12 protein-coding genes are annotated in these 14,574 nt (G+C 66.9%); 5 read left to right on the forward strand and 7 right to left on the reverse strand.

Annotated elements, in window-relative coordinates; all coding sequences use genetic code 11:
* Positions 1-16: 16 nt before the first annotated feature.
* Positions 17-1,711: a M48 family metalloprotease gene (locus NQV17_RS21545; RefSeq protein ID WP_257773803.1), complete on the reverse strand. Its 1,695-nt coding sequence runs from the start codon at positions 1,709-1,711 to the stop codon at positions 17-19.
* 273 nt (positions 1,712-1,984) lie between these two features.
* On the opposite strand from NQV17_RS21545, the gene moaC reads away from it, so the two are divergent.
* The 4 genes from moaC (at position 1,985) to NQV17_RS21565 (ending at position 7,613) form a co-directional block, all read left to right on the forward strand.
* The gene (gene moaC / locus NQV17_RS21550; protein ID WP_044844513.1) at positions 1,985-2,473 is read left to right on the forward strand and encodes a cyclic pyranopterin monophosphate synthase MoaC; all 489 of its coding nucleotides are present in this window, start codon (positions 1,985-1,987) and stop codon (positions 2,471-2,473) included.
* A gap of 215 nt (positions 2,474-2,688) precedes the next feature.
* Positions 2,689-5,376 (forward strand): type VI secretion system Vgr family protein, encoded by a 2,688-nt coding sequence (locus tag NQV17_RS21555; RefSeq protein WP_257773804.1) that lies wholly within the window; start codon positions 2,689-2,691, stop codon positions 5,374-5,376.
* Positions 5,369-6,349, forward strand: coding sequence for a hypothetical protein (locus tag NQV17_RS21560; RefSeq protein WP_044844515.1), 981 nt, complete (start codon positions 5,369-5,371; stop codon positions 6,347-6,349). Before NQV17_RS21555 ends, NQV17_RS21560 begins: the two co-directional genes overlap by 8 nt.
* Positions 6,350-6,428: 79 nt before the next feature.
* A complete protein-coding gene (locus NQV17_RS21565; RefSeq protein WP_257773904.1) occupies positions 6,429-7,613 on the forward strand; it encodes a glycosyl hydrolase in 1,185 nt (394 codons plus the stop codon).
* A gap of 121 nt (positions 7,614-7,734) precedes the next feature.
* Here the strand turns inward: NQV17_RS21565 and NQV17_RS21570 are convergent, their stop codons facing one another.
* Entirely contained in the window at positions 7,735-8,070 is a 336-nt protein-coding gene (locus NQV17_RS21570) for a TonB family protein (RefSeq protein ID WP_374692734.1), read from the reverse strand.
* Between the two features lie 59 nt (positions 8,071-8,129).
* Here NQV17_RS21570 and NQV17_RS21575 point away from each other — a divergent pair, with 59 nt between their 5' ends.
* Positions 8,130-9,278: a glycosyl hydrolase gene (locus NQV17_RS21575; protein WP_257773905.1), complete on the forward strand. Its 1,149-nt coding sequence runs from the start codon at positions 8,130-8,132 to the stop codon at positions 9,276-9,278.
* 82 nt (positions 9,279-9,360) lie between these two features.
* On the opposite strand, the gene NQV17_RS21580 is transcribed toward NQV17_RS21575, so the two are convergent.
* The 5 genes from NQV17_RS21580 to sucD form a co-directional block, all read right to left on the reverse strand.
* Complete coding sequence (locus NQV17_RS21580; RefSeq protein ID WP_257773805.1) at positions 9,361-10,065, reverse strand: TonB family protein; 705 nt, start codon at positions 10,063-10,065, stop codon at positions 9,361-9,363.
* Positions 10,066-10,127: 62 nt separating this feature from the next.
* On the reverse strand, positions 10,128-11,906 hold the full coding sequence (locus NQV17_RS21585; RefSeq protein ID WP_257773806.1) for a Wzy polymerase domain-containing protein: 1,779 nt from the start codon (positions 11,904-11,906) through the stop codon (positions 10,128-10,130).
* A gap of 171 nt (positions 11,907-12,077) precedes the next feature.
* On the reverse strand, positions 12,078-12,674 hold the full coding sequence (locus tag NQV17_RS21590) for a pilin (protein WP_257773807.1): 597 nt from the start codon (positions 12,672-12,674) through the stop codon (positions 12,078-12,080).
* Positions 12,675-12,771: 97 nt separating this feature from the next.
* A complete protein-coding gene (locus NQV17_RS21595) occupies positions 12,772-13,476 on the reverse strand; it encodes a TerC family protein (RefSeq protein ID WP_044844520.1) in 705 nt (234 codons plus the stop codon).
* A 166-nt stretch (positions 13,477-13,642) separates the two neighbouring features.
* Positions 13,643-14,524 carry a succinate--CoA ligase subunit alpha gene (sucD, locus tag NQV17_RS21600; RefSeq protein WP_006477916.1) on the reverse strand — a complete coding sequence of 294 codons (882 nt, stop codon included), beginning with the start codon at positions 14,522-14,524 and terminating at the stop codon, positions 13,643-13,645.
* Positions 14,525-14,574: the final 50 nt, after the last annotated feature.

Here is a 14,574-nt window from a genome sequence, read left to right on the forward strand (position 1 = left end):
GCCCGCCTGGCGGCGATCATCCGCGGCCGTTCTTCTCGTCCTCGCGCTCTTCCTTGTAGCGCGCCTCGAATTCCAGCAGCCGAGCGCCGATGATCGACTGGTCGTAGAACGACACATCCTTCGCGTCGCGCGCCTCCTTCAGCTGGCGAATCGCCGATGGCCACGCGCCGTCGAGCGCCAGCTTCTCCGCGAGCGCGCGGCGCCGCGCGAGCACGTCGCCACGGCCGTCGCTCGCCTTCGCGAGGTAATCCCACCAGTCCGGCTGCTCGGGGTCCGCCTGAGCCTGGGTGCGCGCGAGCGCCTGCGCGTCGGCGAAGCGGCGCGCGGCGATCAGCGCCTGCAGGTGCGCGACGATCGCCGCATGCGACGCCGGCCAGCGCCGCTGCGCGAGCGCCGCGAGCCGCACCGCGTCGTCGGTCCGTCCCGCGCGGCGGGCGATGTCGGCCGCAAGCACGTCGAGGCTCGGCGAACTCGTCGCCGGATCGTCCGCGCGCCGCTCGCGCGCGTCGAACGCGGCGCGCGCCGACGCGAGCGCCTTGTCGGCCGCATCGTATTGGCCCAGCAGCGTGTTCGCGAGCGCGATCCCGTACGCGTTCGCCGCGACGTTCGGTGCCGTCCGATCGTCGAGCTCGAGCTGCATCCGGCGCGCCTCGGCCGCGATGTCGTTCGGCGCGCGGTTCTGCAGAATGCGCAACCGCGCGCGCACGAAGCCATATTCGGCCGACTGGTGCGGCTGCCGATACGGCGCGCGGCGTGCGCGATCCTCCATGTCGGCGATCCGCTCGCCCGTCAGCGGGTGCGTGCGCGCATAGGCCGGTACGCCCGCGTCGCCCATCGACGTGCGCTCGAGCCGTTCGAAGAAGCCCGGCATCCCGTACGGGTCGTAGCCGGCACCGGCGAGCAGCTGGAACCCGACGCGGTCGGCTTCGCGCTCGGCCGACCGCGAAAAGCGCAGCTGATTGTCGACCGCATAGGCCTGCCCGCCCATCGCGATCGCGCTGCCGAGATCGCCGCTGCGCGCGAGCACGCCTGCCAGCACGCCGAGCAGCATCGTCGCGAGCGCGGTGTAGCCGGTCTTCTCGTTCGCGCCGATCATCCGCGCGATGTGCCGCTGCAGCACGTGGCCCATCTCATGGCCGACCACCGATGCGAGTTCGGATTCCGTCTGCGTCGTGACGACCAGCCCGCTGTTGATGCCGATGAAGCCGCCCGGCATCGAGAACGCGTTGATCTGCGGATCGCGCACCGGGAACAGTTCGAAGTCCGGCATGTAGCCGCCGATGTAGCGCGCCGCCGCCGCGGCCGCGAGCCGCTTCGCGATCGCGTTCAGGTAATCGCGTGCGAGCCAGTCGTCGAGATAGTCCGGATCGCGCCGCACCTCGCGCATCACGCGCTCGCCGAGACGGCGTTCGGCCTGCGGCGTGAGCGAACCGCCGGAACCGTCGCCGAGGTCGGGCAGCTCCAGCGTGCGCAGCGGCGCGCGCAGGCTCGCGCCGGGGGCGGACGCGCCGTCGGCGCCGGCAAACCGGCTTTCCGCGCCGCCGTAGGTGCCGAACACGCCGGTCGCGATGCCCGACGGCAGCGTGGAGATCGACGGCGAGGCGCCGGTCGCCGGCTCGAGCGGCAGCGCGGAGGTGCGCTGTGCATGGCCGCTCGGCGGCAGCACGAGCGCCGCCGACAGCAACACGGCAAGCAACTGTTTGACACGCATGGCAGGATGAAAGCGACGCCGCCCCGCGCGCCGGGCGCGCATTGCGGCGTGTGGTCTGAATATTCGGGTCATTGTACCGGCGACATTGCAACTGTCCCGTGCGGCAAGTGCGCCATCTGCGCGCCCGGTGCCGCGAACGCCACTGCTATGATAGGCGCCCGTTGAAACGTTGGATCGGATCGGGGTGCAGAGAGGGATTCGGCGCCCCGGCCGGTCACGAAGCAGGATCGGGTGACGTGCTCGCGCGCGCACGCCGTTCCACTGGAGCAAGACATGTCAGGACTGACCCATTTCGACGCTGCCGGCCACGCACACATGGTCGACGTCGGCGGCAAGCAGGAAACGCAACGCATCGCGATCGCGCGCGGCACGATCCGGATGCTGCCGGCGACCTTCGCGCTGATCCGCGACGGCAAGGCGAAGAAAGGCGACGTGCTCGGCGTCGCGCGGATCGCCGCGATCCAGGGCGCGAAGCGCACCGCCGACCTCATTCCGCTGTGTCACCCGCTCGCGCTGACGCGCGTGGCCGTCGACTTCGAACTCGACGATGCGCTGCCGGGCGTGCACTGCGTCGCGCAGGTCGAGACGTTCGGGCGGACCGGCGTCGAGATGGAAGCGCTGACGGCCGTGCAGGTCGGGTTGCTCACCGTGTACGACATGTGCAAGGCGGTGGATCGCGGGATGGTGATCACCGAGGTGAGCGTCAGGGAGAAGCGCGGCGGGAAGTCGGGGGACTGGAAGGCGGAGGATGTCGCGGGCTGAGCGGCCCGGGCCTGGTCGATCCGGCCTGAACCACCCACGCCCGACCATTGCCCGACCGGACGACGTGCACGCCCTGCCCCGTCAGGCCGACGCGCCGACCGCATTTGAAATGTCGTTGAAAGGCAAATTCGAGATAGCTGCCGTTTATCTCATACAATTGGCGGATTCCGCACGGGAGAGCGTGCGACCCAGCACAAAAAAAGCGAGCACGGGTGATGAATTCGCAAGCATTGAGAAACGCACTGCTGGCCGGGCCGATCCAGGACGAACGACTCGTCCAGCTAGAGACGCCGCTCGGCCCTGACGTCCTGCTGCCCCATCGCGTCAAGGGACGCTCCCGGCTCGGGCGTCATTTCGAGTTCACCGTCGACGCCGTGTCGGTGTCCGACGACATCGAGCTCAAGAAGCTGATCGCGCAGCCCGTCACGCTGCGGATCCAGCAGGCCGACAAGTCGTACGCGCCGCACCACGGGTATGTGCACGCTGCCCGCCGGCTCGGGTCGGACAGCGGCCTCACGCACTACCAGATCGTCTTCGCGTCGTTCCTGCACTTCCTGAAGTTCCGCCGCGACCAGCGCATCTGGCAGGACAAACCCGCCGACGAGATCATCGCCGACGTCCTGAACCAGCACCCGCAAGCCAGGGGCTGCTTCGACTTCAGGCTCTACCAGCCGCTGCCGTCCCGCTCGTTCTGCATGCAATACGAGGACGACTGGAACTTCGTGCACCGCCTGCTGGAATCGGAAGGCCTGTACGGTTTCTGGGAGCAGGCGCAAGACGGCAAGTCGCACACGCTCGTCGTCGTCGACCGGATCGACGCGCTGCCCGCGCTGTCGCCGCCGACCGTGCGCTTTCATCACGCCGGCGCACGCGACGAGGCCGACACGCTCGTCCAGTTCTCCGGCACGCGCACGCTGCGCAGCGTCGAGCGTACGACGCGCACGTTCGACTACAAGCAGCCGCCCACCGCATCGAATCCGAAGGCGACTCATCTGCCGACGATCGCGAACCAGGGCGACCTGCCGCAGCAGCTCGAAGTCTACGAATACACCGGCGCCTACACGTACCCCGAACAGTCTCGCGGCGACCATCTGTCAAAGCTCTGGATGGAGCAGCAGGAGTCGCTTGCGAAGCGTTTTCACGGCATCGGCGGCGTCCGGCGCATGGACGCGGGACGCACATTCGAGCTCGCCGATCACCCCGAACACGACAAGGACGATGCGGGCCAGCGCCGCTTCGCGGTGATCGAGACGGCCTGGCTGATCGCCAACAACCTGCCGGTCGCCGAACGACAGGCCGGGTTCCCGCACAGCCTGCAGGCCGACATCGGCGAGCTCGTGCGGGCCGGCGGCGCGGACCTGTCGTACGTCCGGCATCCGGACGGCAGCGAGGGTATTTTCCAGGTGAGCATCGAGGCGCAGCGCACGACGGTGCCGTTCCGCAGCCCGTTCGAGCACGCGAAACCGCCGATGCACCTGCAATCCGCGATCGCCGTCGCACCGCAGGGCGAAGAAGTCCACACCGACGCGCTCAACCGGGTCAAAGTCCGATTCCATTGGGACCGCCTGAACGACGGCGACGAGAAGGCGTCGTGCTGGCTGCGTGCCACGGCGTCGGATTCCGGAAACGGCTATGGCGCCGTTCATCCGCATCGCAGTGGCGAGGAAGTGCTGGTCGACTTCCTCGGCGGCGACTGCGATCGTCCGATCATCGTCGGCAAGGTCTACAACGGTGCGACGAGCCCGCAATGGCACAGCAACGGCATCCTGTCAGGTTACCGGTCGAAGGAATATGCGGGTGCCGGCTACAACCAGCTGGTACTCGACGACGCGACGTCGCAGAACCGCGTACACCTGTACAGCAGCCAGGCCAACACGCACCTGCACCTGGGCTACCTGATCGACCACACGGGCAACGATCGCGGCGGCTATCTCGGCAGCGGCTTCGACCTGCGCTCGGATGCATACGGCGCGGTGCGCGCGAGCCGCGGGCTGTACGTCACGACGCACCCGAAGCAGCCGGCAAGCCAGCCGCTCGACGTGAAGGAAACGCAACAGCAGCTCGTCCGCGCGGAGGGCCTGATGGAAACGATGTCGGAGGTCAGCGCGCAGCATCAGGGGGAGTCGCTCGACCCCGGCCACACGGCGCTGAAGCAGTTCAGCGATGCGACGCAAAACAGCGTGAGCGGCAGCACCGCGGGCGGCAGGACCGCCGGCGGCGGCACCGGCACGGCCAACGCGTTCAAGGATCCCGTGATGCTGTTCGGCAGCCCGGCCGGCATCGCGCTGTCGACGCAGCAGTCCGTGCAGTTCGCCGCGGACCGGCACGTCAACCTCGTCAGCGGACAAAGCACGCACGTCGCGGCCGGCAAGTCGCTGATCGCGAGCGTCCTCGACCGGATCAGCCTGTTCGCGCAGAACGCAGGCATGAAGCTGTTCGCCGGCAAGGGCAAGGTGGAAATCCAGGCGCAGGCGGACAACATCGAACTGACCGCGCAGAAGGCGCTGAAACTGGTGGCGGCCACGCAGTCGATCGAAGGCGCGGCAGCGAAGGAAATCCTGCTGACTTCCGGCGGCGCCTACATCCGCATCGCGGACGGCAACATCGAGGTGCACGCGCCCGGCAAGATCGACATCAAGGGTGCGCAGCACCTGTTCAACGGCCCCACGCACCTGTCGCAAACCATGCCGACGCTGCCGAACTCGAGCGGCAACTACGACCAGGCGTTCATCGCGCACTGGGCCGGCACCGACATTCCGGTCGCGAATACGCGATACCAGATGTTCTCGAACGGCACGCTGATCTCGGAAGGCGTCACCAACGCGGCAGGCGAGACCGGGCTCACGCAGAGCCACGTGCCGCACGACGTCGTCGTCAAGTTCTTGGGGAAATCGAATGGCTGACGTGCAACAGAAGGACAACGTGCTGGGTACCGGCGCGGGGATGCTGACGCCGACGGGATACAAGGATCGGCCGAAGGTGGCAATCAATATCTGCGACAAGCATGTGACGCCGGCGGCGGATTCCATCGTTGGTACTTGCCCGTTCTACTACCTGCCGCTTCACGGCGAATACTGGGAAACGGTAGAGAAGGTCAGCGTGTCGAGCGCATGGGAGACCGTGAAGAAATTCGCAACGTCATGGGATCCGTGGAAAGACAAGAAAGTCGTCCATGAACTGCTGCATCGGCGAGAGGAACTGATCAAACCGAAAAGCACCGATTCGGACTGGTCCCGCCACGGTAATTTCATGATGCGCCATATCGGGTGCGGGCATAAGCCGCCCGATTACTATGTGAGTTACGGCTACTACTATTGCTCGGATTACGGCGCCAATCTCTATCCCGCCCTCACGATAAAAGGAAAGAAATGGCTGGATAACGCGCGCTGGTGGCTTCAGAAATACATCGAGATCGGGCTGTATCAGAACATGCAGGGAAACCAGATCGCATTCAATAGCGCGAAACCGGGAAACGGCAAGCTCTCGATGCAGGTGAAGCGATACGAACTGGAACTGGACAAGGGCGGAGATACGTTCAAGACCTTCGCCTTTGTCACTCACCCATTGGCGTATCTGGACGGAGGGCTGGCCGGCCTGCCGGTCTCGGATCTCATCAAGATCGGCAGGCGGCCGAACATCGAGGAATGGGCCGACGGGCGCACGCGCAAACAGGCAATCGACGCGGGCATTCCCGTCGCCAAGGCAAAAGCGCGCGAATGGAGCAAGGACGCGGTCGACAAAGCCCGCGAGTGGGGCTCGGACGCCACCGACAAGGCGCGCGAGTGGGGCTCGGACGCCGCCGACAAGGCACGCGAGTGGGGTTCGGATGCGGCCGACGAAGTTAACCGCGCGCTCGAACGTTTGCTGAAAAAGTGACATGCGAAAACACAAGCGCTGGAAATGGATCGCCGGTGGCCTCGTTGCCCTGGCCATTGCAACATACGGGTACGTGAATATGACGACGGGCTGGGAGACGATTTCGACAAGCTTCATGCGGGACGACGCGCCGTATGGCGGCGGCAACTTCCGCATCAAGGGCAACGACGTGATGAGCGTCAAGCTCGCCAATCCCGAGGTGACGTTCAAGCCGCAGGCCGAATCGAACAAGCCGCAGCGGCCCGAGCCGACCGAAGCATGGATGAACGACACCGGCGAGTTGCTGAACCGCATGACGATCAGCTTCTTCCGCGGCACGATCGACGGCGGGATGAAGCGCCATTTCCAGCAGGTCGGCCAGGAGGCCGCCTGGTGGTACTCGCCGGACTGGACCGTTCAGTTCATCAGCACGTCATGGATGAACTACAAGGCTCCCGAGGCGCACGGCGGCGACGCGCCGCAAACTACCAGGCTGTGGAAATCGAGCAATGGCGGCCAGACATGGTCGCAACTTCAATGGCCCGAAAACCGGAACATCGGCCGCCTGCTCTTTCTCGATCCGCAGCGTGGCTACGCGGCCGGCTGGGGCCCCCGCATATGGCGGACCGCGGACGGCGGAAACACGTGGCAGGCGATCGACGTGCCGGCCGATGCCCAAAGCGGCAGCGACACGCGCCAGGATTTCAATGCAGTCAGCCTCGGCCCGGACGGGGTTCTGCGGATCGCCTACTACGTCGCACAGACTGCCGAAGCACCGGGTCACAGCGTGGTCGATCGGCTCGACTGGGGGCAGCACGCATTCGTGACGGATACCGTGCTGCCAGGCCAGGTCGTCACTGCGCTCGACACCACGCCGCCCACGCCGGGATCAGGATCACGTTATTCGCTGTACACGCTGTCGCATCTCGACAAGCCGCAAAACGGCGAGGGTCCCGACAACGGTCGCCGGACGGGCGCCATTTCCACGTGGACGAACGACCATCCCGAGGCCGTGCAGCAACTGCGCACGTTCGACGAGAAGCTCACGCTCGACAGCATGAGCATCGGTCGCAACGGCCTCCTGCTCGTCTATGCGACCGATCCGAACTCCGGAAACGGCGGCACCGGCGGCGGCGCACCGGTCGACCTGACGTTCAGCAGCACCGACGCCGGCAAATCGTGGAATAAAACGACCGACAAGACCGCACAGGGCGGCTACTTCGACGCGCAGACCAACACGCTGTACTGGCTGCATGCCTATACGCTGAAGAAACGGACCTTCTGAGCGCGCACCGGAAGCCTCGGTGGCCCGCCCTCGCTGCGGCTGCGCGATCGCGAGCCGCAGCGAACTGTCTCGCGTACGACGGCCCTCGCCGCACATGCATCAGCGGCCACGGTGCCTCGCGTCACTCGCCGCGACGCGGCTCGAACACGAACGGTTGCGTGAGCAGGAACGGATTCGCGGTGGCGCCGGTCTGCGCGCAGCTCGCATGCGTCATCGCGTCGACGGCCGCGCGGTCTGCCGCGGCATTGCGGCTGCTCGTCGTCACGGTGACGTTCTGGGCTTCGCCCGAGGTCGTCATCAGCGCACGCACGAGCACGGTGACGGGACGCGTGAGCGGCTTCGCGCCATCCGGGCTGAGGAACAAGGCCGAGGAATGGGACGTCGATGATCCGGTCGGCAAGGCACTCGGAAGACCGCTGGTGAAGTGACATGCGTGACATGCGAAAAAGCAAACGATGGCTTTTGATCGCGGGATGCGTTCTTGTTCTGCCGATCGCTATTTACCGATATACGGGAATGACTTCAGGGTGGGAAACGGTATCGACCGAATTCATGCGCAACGACAAGCCGTACGGCGCAGGCGCATTTCGCGTACAGCGCAACGACTTCATGTCGTTGAAGGTTGCAAGACCGGAACTCACGTTCAAGCCGGAAAGCGAGCAGAAGAACCCGGACGTCGCGGAGTTCGCCGAACCGTGGATGGACGATTCAAACGAGCGGCTGAACCGGTCCACCGTCAGTTTCCTGCGCGGCACGCTGGGCGGTAGCGTCTTGCGCCACTTCCAACAACCGGGCCAGACCGCGTCATGGTGGTACTCGCCCGACTGGCGGGTCCTGTACGTCAGTACCGGCTGGATGGACTACAAGGCACCTCGCCCCGACGACGGCGCGGTCCTTCAGACTACGAGGCTTTGGAAATCGAGCGACGGCGGCCAGCACTGGTCCCAACTCCAATGGCCTGCGGATCACAACATCGGCCGATTGCTGTTCATCGATGCCCAGCGTGGTTACGCGATCGGCTGGGGACCGCGCGTCTGGCGAACGACAGACGGCGGCCAATCGTGGCAGGAAATCAAGGCGCCTCCGGGCGCAATCATCCCAGGCAAGCCGCGCAGATCATTCGATGGAGTCGCCCTCGGCCCGGACGGTACATTGCGCGTCGCCTATCTGGCCAACGAGCCCGGTTATCCGCAACCGACCAGCATCGTCAGCAGGCTCGACTGGGATCAGCCGGACTTCGCCCATGAAGCCGAGCTACCCGGCCACGTCGTCGGCCTCGAAGCACCGCCAGCACCGTATCGAGACTACCCGCTGTATGTGCTGTCACGCGCGGCCAATGCATCCGGCGACAACCGCGATACAGGAGGCATTTCGACCTGGACCAGCGAGCATCCTGATCGCATCCGGCAGTTGCACACGTTCGAGGACCGCTTGACGCTCAACGGGCTGAGTGTCGGGCGCAACGGCGTTCTGCTTGTTCACGCAACCGATCCAAACACCGCAAACGGCGGCGGCTCGCCCATCGACCTGACCATCAGCAGCACCGATGCCGGCAAGACCTGGCAGCAAACCACCGACACGGCCTCGCAGGGCGGCTACTTCGACCCGGAAACGAATACGCTCTATTCGGTGTTCGCCTACACGCTGCGGAAGCGACAATTCTGATCGCCCACTGATGCGCTTGCCGCGGGCCACGTCCGCAGAATCGGACAACGCCCGCGGCATGACCGGCCACGTCGCCCGCCCATCACTCGCCGCGACGCGGCTCGAACACGAACGGTTGCGTGAGCAGGAACGGATTCGCGGTGGCGCCGGTCTGCGCGCAGCTCGCATGCGTCATCGCGTCGACGGCCGCGCGGTCTGCCGCGGCATTGCGGCTGCTCGTGGTCACGGTGACGTTCTGGGCTTCGCCCGAGGTCGTCATCAGCGCGCGCACGAGCACGGTGACGGGACGCGTGAGCGGCTTCGCGCCATCCGGATAGACGGCGCGCGGAATGCGGCAGGTCAGCTTGCTTTCCTGCGACGACGACAGCATCGCGCAGCCGGAAAGCAGCACGGCGACGGCAGGCAGGATCAGGATGGTCGAGCGAAGAGCCATGGTCGAATATCGTTCTTGAGTACTGTTGCGGACGATTGCCGCGCCGGCCGACATCGTCCGGCCGCAGCGCGTGCATCGCCCCGCGCCGCGGCCATCGGACCGGCGCCCCGTTGCGGCCGCACGACCGATGGTTGCCCGGTCGCGATCCTGCTTCGCGGGTTCCCGGAGATCCGGGGGCAGCGTTCGTGCCTGCGGCCCGCTCCGGGCGGCCATGCACGCGAACGCTTTCGCGCATTGTGCACGCGCCGCCTCGCGCGTGGCGGCGATTTGACAATGGTTGACGCGAATCGCGCCATATCCGGCGGGCATCCATTCTTCGCGGGAAGCAATCGCAGCACCGCCCAGGGCCGCCATCGCTCCCCTGCTCCACCGCAATCCGACCGACGCCGGGATTCCCCGCCCGGCGCCGCGCGGCGTCACTCCGAATCGTCGTCCGAGTCGTCGTCGTCCGCGTCGGCGGGGACTTCCCCGTACTTCGCGACCACCGCCGCCTTGAACGCCTTCAGCGCCGGCTGCTGGTCGCACAGCTTGTACAGCAACCCAAGCTGCTGCGGCCAATCCTTCAACTCCTTCGCGAACACGTGCAGGCGCGCGACCGTATCGAGCGCGTCGGCGTCGCGGCCGGCCAGCGCCTGCAGCGCCGCATAGCGGCGCAGCACCGTCTCGCCGGGCAGCAGCGCGATCGCGCGCTCGTGCGCGACGAGCTTGAGCGGCAGGTTGTCCGGCGAAATCGTCAGCAGCGTGGCCGCGCCGTAATCGCCCCACGCGCCGAACAGCCGCGACGGCGCGTCGCGGTACTGCGCGGCCGGTTCGCTGCCGTAGTACAGCACTTCCGCGCGCTGGTAGTCGCGCAGCACGGGCACTGCCGCCAGCACGCCGCCGACCGACAGCACCGCGAACAGCCCGAACGCCACGCGGCCCGGCAGGATACGCAGCGGCTTCACGTCGAGCAGGCCGATCACGAACATCGCCGGCAGCAGGAAGAACATGTATTGCTGCGGATATTCGACGAGCGCATGCATCAGCAGGATGCCGATCAGCGCGAGGCCGAACACACGCGTGCTCGACTGCGGCGCGCGCACCGCGCGCACGAACCACGTCACGAGCGCGACGACGAGCACGCCGAGGCCGACGAGGCCGGACTTCGCGAGCAGGTCGATGAAGATGTCGTGCGAGTTGTTCGCGATCTCGACACCGCCGAGCGTACGCACGAGCGCGAACTGGTGCGACGGGAATTCGCCCCAGCCGACGCCGAGCAACGGATGCTCGCGGAACATCGCAAGCCCGTACTTCCACAGCGCGAGGCGCGGCGCGATCTGCCCCGCGTCGCGCATCCGGTCGGCCGCCGACTCGGCGAGCCCCAGGTGGAAGTGCACGTTGGCCCAGCGCACCGCGACGTTCACCGCGACGAAGATCACCGCGAGCGCGACCGGCATCAGCCATGCGCGGCGATTGCCCGGCGCGCGGCGCGACTCGAGCCATGCCATCCAGAAACCCGCGACGACCAGCACCGCGACCTGCAGCCACGGGCCGCGCGACACCGTCAGCGCGAGCCCGACCGACAGCACGACCGACAGCGCGAACCACGCCCACGCCGCGAGCCGGCGCGTCTGCGCCAGATACAGCGCGCCCGCAAGCGCGAACGCGATGTAGGTCGCCAGGTGGTTCGCCTGCGCCATGTTGCCATACGGACGGCGATCGACCGCGATGTTGTACACCACGACGAACGGCGACACCGCGGACTCGAGATGGAACAACTGCACGATCTGGCTCGCGACCGCGAACACCCCGCCGACGAGCAGCGCGCCGGCCATCATCCGCGCGACGGCTTCGGCGAGCCCCTCGCGCGCGAGCGTGTAGCCGGCCTGCATCGCGACCAGCGCGGCGGCCAGATAGCCGACCGCCAGCCAGTTCATCGACGGCACCTTCAGCGGCATCAGCGCGACCTGCGCGATCAGCACCGCCGCGAACCCGAGCGGCGCGACGAACGCGGCCGGCGCGGCGAACGGCTCGGCCGGGCGGCCCGTGCGCGCGAGCAGGACGACGGAGAGCCCCACCAGCAGATACAGCACCAGCGCGGCAAATTCGGAATAGAAGGTTGGAATCGGATACGTGTGATTCGTGATCGAGTACGGCACGATCAGGGCGACAGCCAGCGCAACGAGCGGCAACGAGCGGGAAAAAGTAGAAGGCATGAGCGAACCGGATGTCAGCAACCGGCGCACTATACAAAACTTTCCCCGCTCTGTGCGGGCCCGTCGCACCGTCACCCGACGCGGCGCGACCGCTGCGACCGGCGCAACCCGCCGGCACGGCGGGCGCCGTGCCGTCCACGCGGCCCCGCACTGGCCGGCATGCCCCCGCCCCTACGCGCGGCATTCCGCCGGCGCATATTTCGCGGGCAACGTCGCGGCCTCCGCCGGTAGCGGGCCCGCTCCCGGCGCCGGGAGCGACGACGCAGCCTTGCCGGCGGCAAAGCACTCCCATGCGATCGCCCCGGCCTGCATCGTGCCCTTTTTCAGCGGTACGCGCGCGGTCGGCGTATCGGCCTTGTCCGGCGCGGACGGCACCAGGACGAGCGTATTCGCGCCGGCCGCGGCGACGCGGGCGGTAAACGCCACCGTGATCTGGCCCGTGTCGCCGTCGATGACGACGGACTCGACGTTGCGGGTGCCGGCCGGCGGGCTGTAGCCGCCGTCGAGGCCCGCGCCGCTCGCGGCATTGTCGGCGACCGCGAGCCGCGCGGACGACGCGAGCGCGAGCCCCTCGCCGACGCGCGAGCGCGCGAGGTAATCCTGGTACGCGGGAATCGCGTAGGCCGCGATCACGCCGACGATCGCGAGCACGATCATCAGCTCGATCAGCGTGAAGCCGGCCGGCCGCCAGCGCGGCGCCGGCCGGCGCGCGCGCCGCAGATCGGCGGCGATGCGACGGAACAGGGAAACGGAAAAGGCTTCGAACATGACTGGCTCCGGAAACGAAAAACGCCTGCCGGATCAGGCAGGCGTTTCGATCGTAGCCAGCGGGCCGCGGCCCCGGCAGTCGGCCGGACGGCCAACATCAATGCGCGCGCGGGACGCCGCGGCGGCGCCGGAGCGCGTAACCCGCGGTGACGACGAACAGCGCGCCGGCGATGCTCGCGCCGTAGATCGCGGCCTGCGTATCGAGTACCGGCCAGCGGTCGCCGACCGGGTCGTGCACCATCAGCCCGCCGGCGATCCAGCCCAGCAGCCCGGCGCCCAGCGCGACGACGACCGGAAAGCGGTCGAGCAGCTTCAGCACGAGCGTGCTGCCCCACACGATGATCGGCACGCTGACGACGAGCCCGAAGATCACCAGCGCCAGCCGGTGCGACGGATCGGCCTGCTCGGCCGCGCCGGCGATCGCGATCACGTTGTCGAGGCTCATCACGGCGTCGGCGATCACGATCGTCTTCACCGCGTCCCACAGCCGGTCGGCCGGCTTCACGTTGTCGTGCGCATCGGCGTCCGGCGCCATCAGCTTGACGCCGATCCACAGCAGCAGCAGGCCGCCGCCGAACTTCAGGAACGGCACGTCGAGCAGCACGACCGCGAATGCGATCAGCGCGACCCGCAGCAGGATCGCGCCGGCCGTGCCCCACACGACGCCGCGCAGCCGCTGGTTGGCGGGCAGGTTGCGGCATGCGAGCGCGATCACGACCGCGTTGTCGCCGCCGAGGAGAATGTCGATGATGACGATCTGAAACACCGCGCCCCAGTGGAGCGACGTCAGGAATTCAAGCATGAGCAGTATCGGGTGATCGGGTGCGGGGCCACGGCTGTCGAACAGGCGGCCCGGGTCAATGCCGGGACATGCATCGCGCAGCCCCGGGGCTTACAAATTCATTGCGCGAGCATAACAAAAAACGCCGGCGAAGCCGGCGTTTTTTGCAGGACAAACCACGCGGAAATTACAGCGCCTTCTTCAGCAGGCGGCCCATTTCCGACGGGTTGCGCGTGACGGTGATGCCGCACGCTTCCATGATTTCCAGCTTCGCTTCGGCCGTATCCGCACCGCCCGAGATCAGCGCGCCGGCGTGGCCCATGCGCTTGCCCGGAGGCGCCGTGACACCCGCGATGAAGCCGACGACCGGCTTCTTCATGTTGTCCTTGATCCACTCGGCGGCATTGGCTTCGTCCGGACCGCCGATTTCGCCGATCATCACGACTGCATCCGTATCCGGATCGTCGTTGAACATCTTCATCACGTCGATGTGCTTCAGACCGTTGATCGGGTCGCCGCCGATACCGACTGCCGACGACTGGCCGAGGCCCAGTGCCGTCAGCTGAGCAACCGCTTCATACGTCAGCGTGCCCGAACGCGACACGACGCCGATGCGGCCCTTGCGGTGGATGTGACCCGGCATGATGCCGATCTTCAGTTCGTCCGGCGTGATCGTGCCCGGGCAGTTCGGCCCGAGCAGCAGCGTCTTGCGGCCTTCGCGACGCATGCGGTCCTTCACTTCGATCATGTCGCGCACGGGGATGCCTTCCGTGATGCAGATCGCGAGATCGAGGTCGGCTTCGACCGCTTCCCAGATCGCAGCGGCAGCACCTGCCGGCGGAACGTAGATGACCGACACGGTCGCGCCGGTTTCGGCCTTCGCTTCCTTGACGCTCGCGTAGATCGGAATGCCTTCGAAATCTTCGCCGGCCTTCTTCGGGTTCACGCCCGCGACGAATGCTTCGCGGCCGTTTGCGTATTCACGGCAGGCGCGCGTGTGGAATTGACCGGTCTTGCCGGTAATGCCCTGCGTGATGACCTTCGTGTCCTTGTTGATCAGAATCGACATGTATTTTGACCTCTGTTCGATTGGCGTCGCGTGCAAACCGCGCCGCCATA

Origin of the sequence: Burkholderia sp. SCN-KJ (genome assembly GCF_024656005.1) — a bacterium.
Lineage (GTDB): Bacteria > Pseudomonadota > Gammaproteobacteria > Burkholderiales > Burkholderiaceae > Burkholderia.

Excerpts from the sequence above, each read along its gene's own strand:
- NQV17_RS21560 (WP_044844515.1), top strand. The coding sequence starts at position 5,369 with ATGGCTGACGTGCAACAGAAGGACAACGTGCTGGGTACCGGCGCGGGG.
- moaC (WP_044844513.1), top strand. The coding sequence starts at position 1,985 with ATGTCAGGACTGACCCATTTCGACGCTGCCGGCCACGCACACATGGTC.
- sucD (WP_006477916.1), bottom strand. The coding sequence starts at position 14,524 with ATGTCGATTCTGATCAACAAGGACACGAAGGTCATCACGCAGGGCATT.
- NQV17_RS21590 (WP_257773807.1), bottom strand. The coding sequence starts at position 12,674 with ATGTTCGAAGCCTTTTCCGTTTCCCTGTTCCGTCGCATCGCCGCCGAT.
- NQV17_RS21545 (WP_257773803.1), bottom strand. The coding sequence starts at position 1,711 with ATGCGTGTCAAACAGTTGCTTGCCGTGTTGCTGTCGGCGGCGCTCGTG.
- NQV17_RS21575 (WP_257773905.1), top strand. The coding sequence starts at position 8,130 with ATGACTTCAGGGTGGGAAACGGTATCGACCGAATTCATGCGCAACGAC.
- NQV17_RS21565 (WP_257773904.1), top strand. The coding sequence starts at position 6,429 with ATGACGACGGGCTGGGAGACGATTTCGACAAGCTTCATGCGGGACGAC.
- NQV17_RS21595 (WP_044844520.1), bottom strand. The coding sequence starts at position 13,476 with ATGCTTGAATTCCTGACGTCGCTCCACTGGGGCGCGGTGTTTCAGATC.
- NQV17_RS21585 (WP_257773806.1), bottom strand. The coding sequence starts at position 11,906 with ATGCCTTCTACTTTTTCCCGCTCGTTGCCGCTCGTTGCGCTGGCTGTC.
- NQV17_RS21580 (WP_257773805.1), bottom strand. The coding sequence starts at position 10,065 with ATGGCGGCCCTGGGCGGTGCTGCGATTGCTTCCCGCGAAGAATGGATG.
- NQV17_RS21555 (WP_257773804.1), top strand. The coding sequence starts at position 2,689 with ATGAATTCGCAAGCATTGAGAAACGCACTGCTGGCCGGGCCGATCCAG.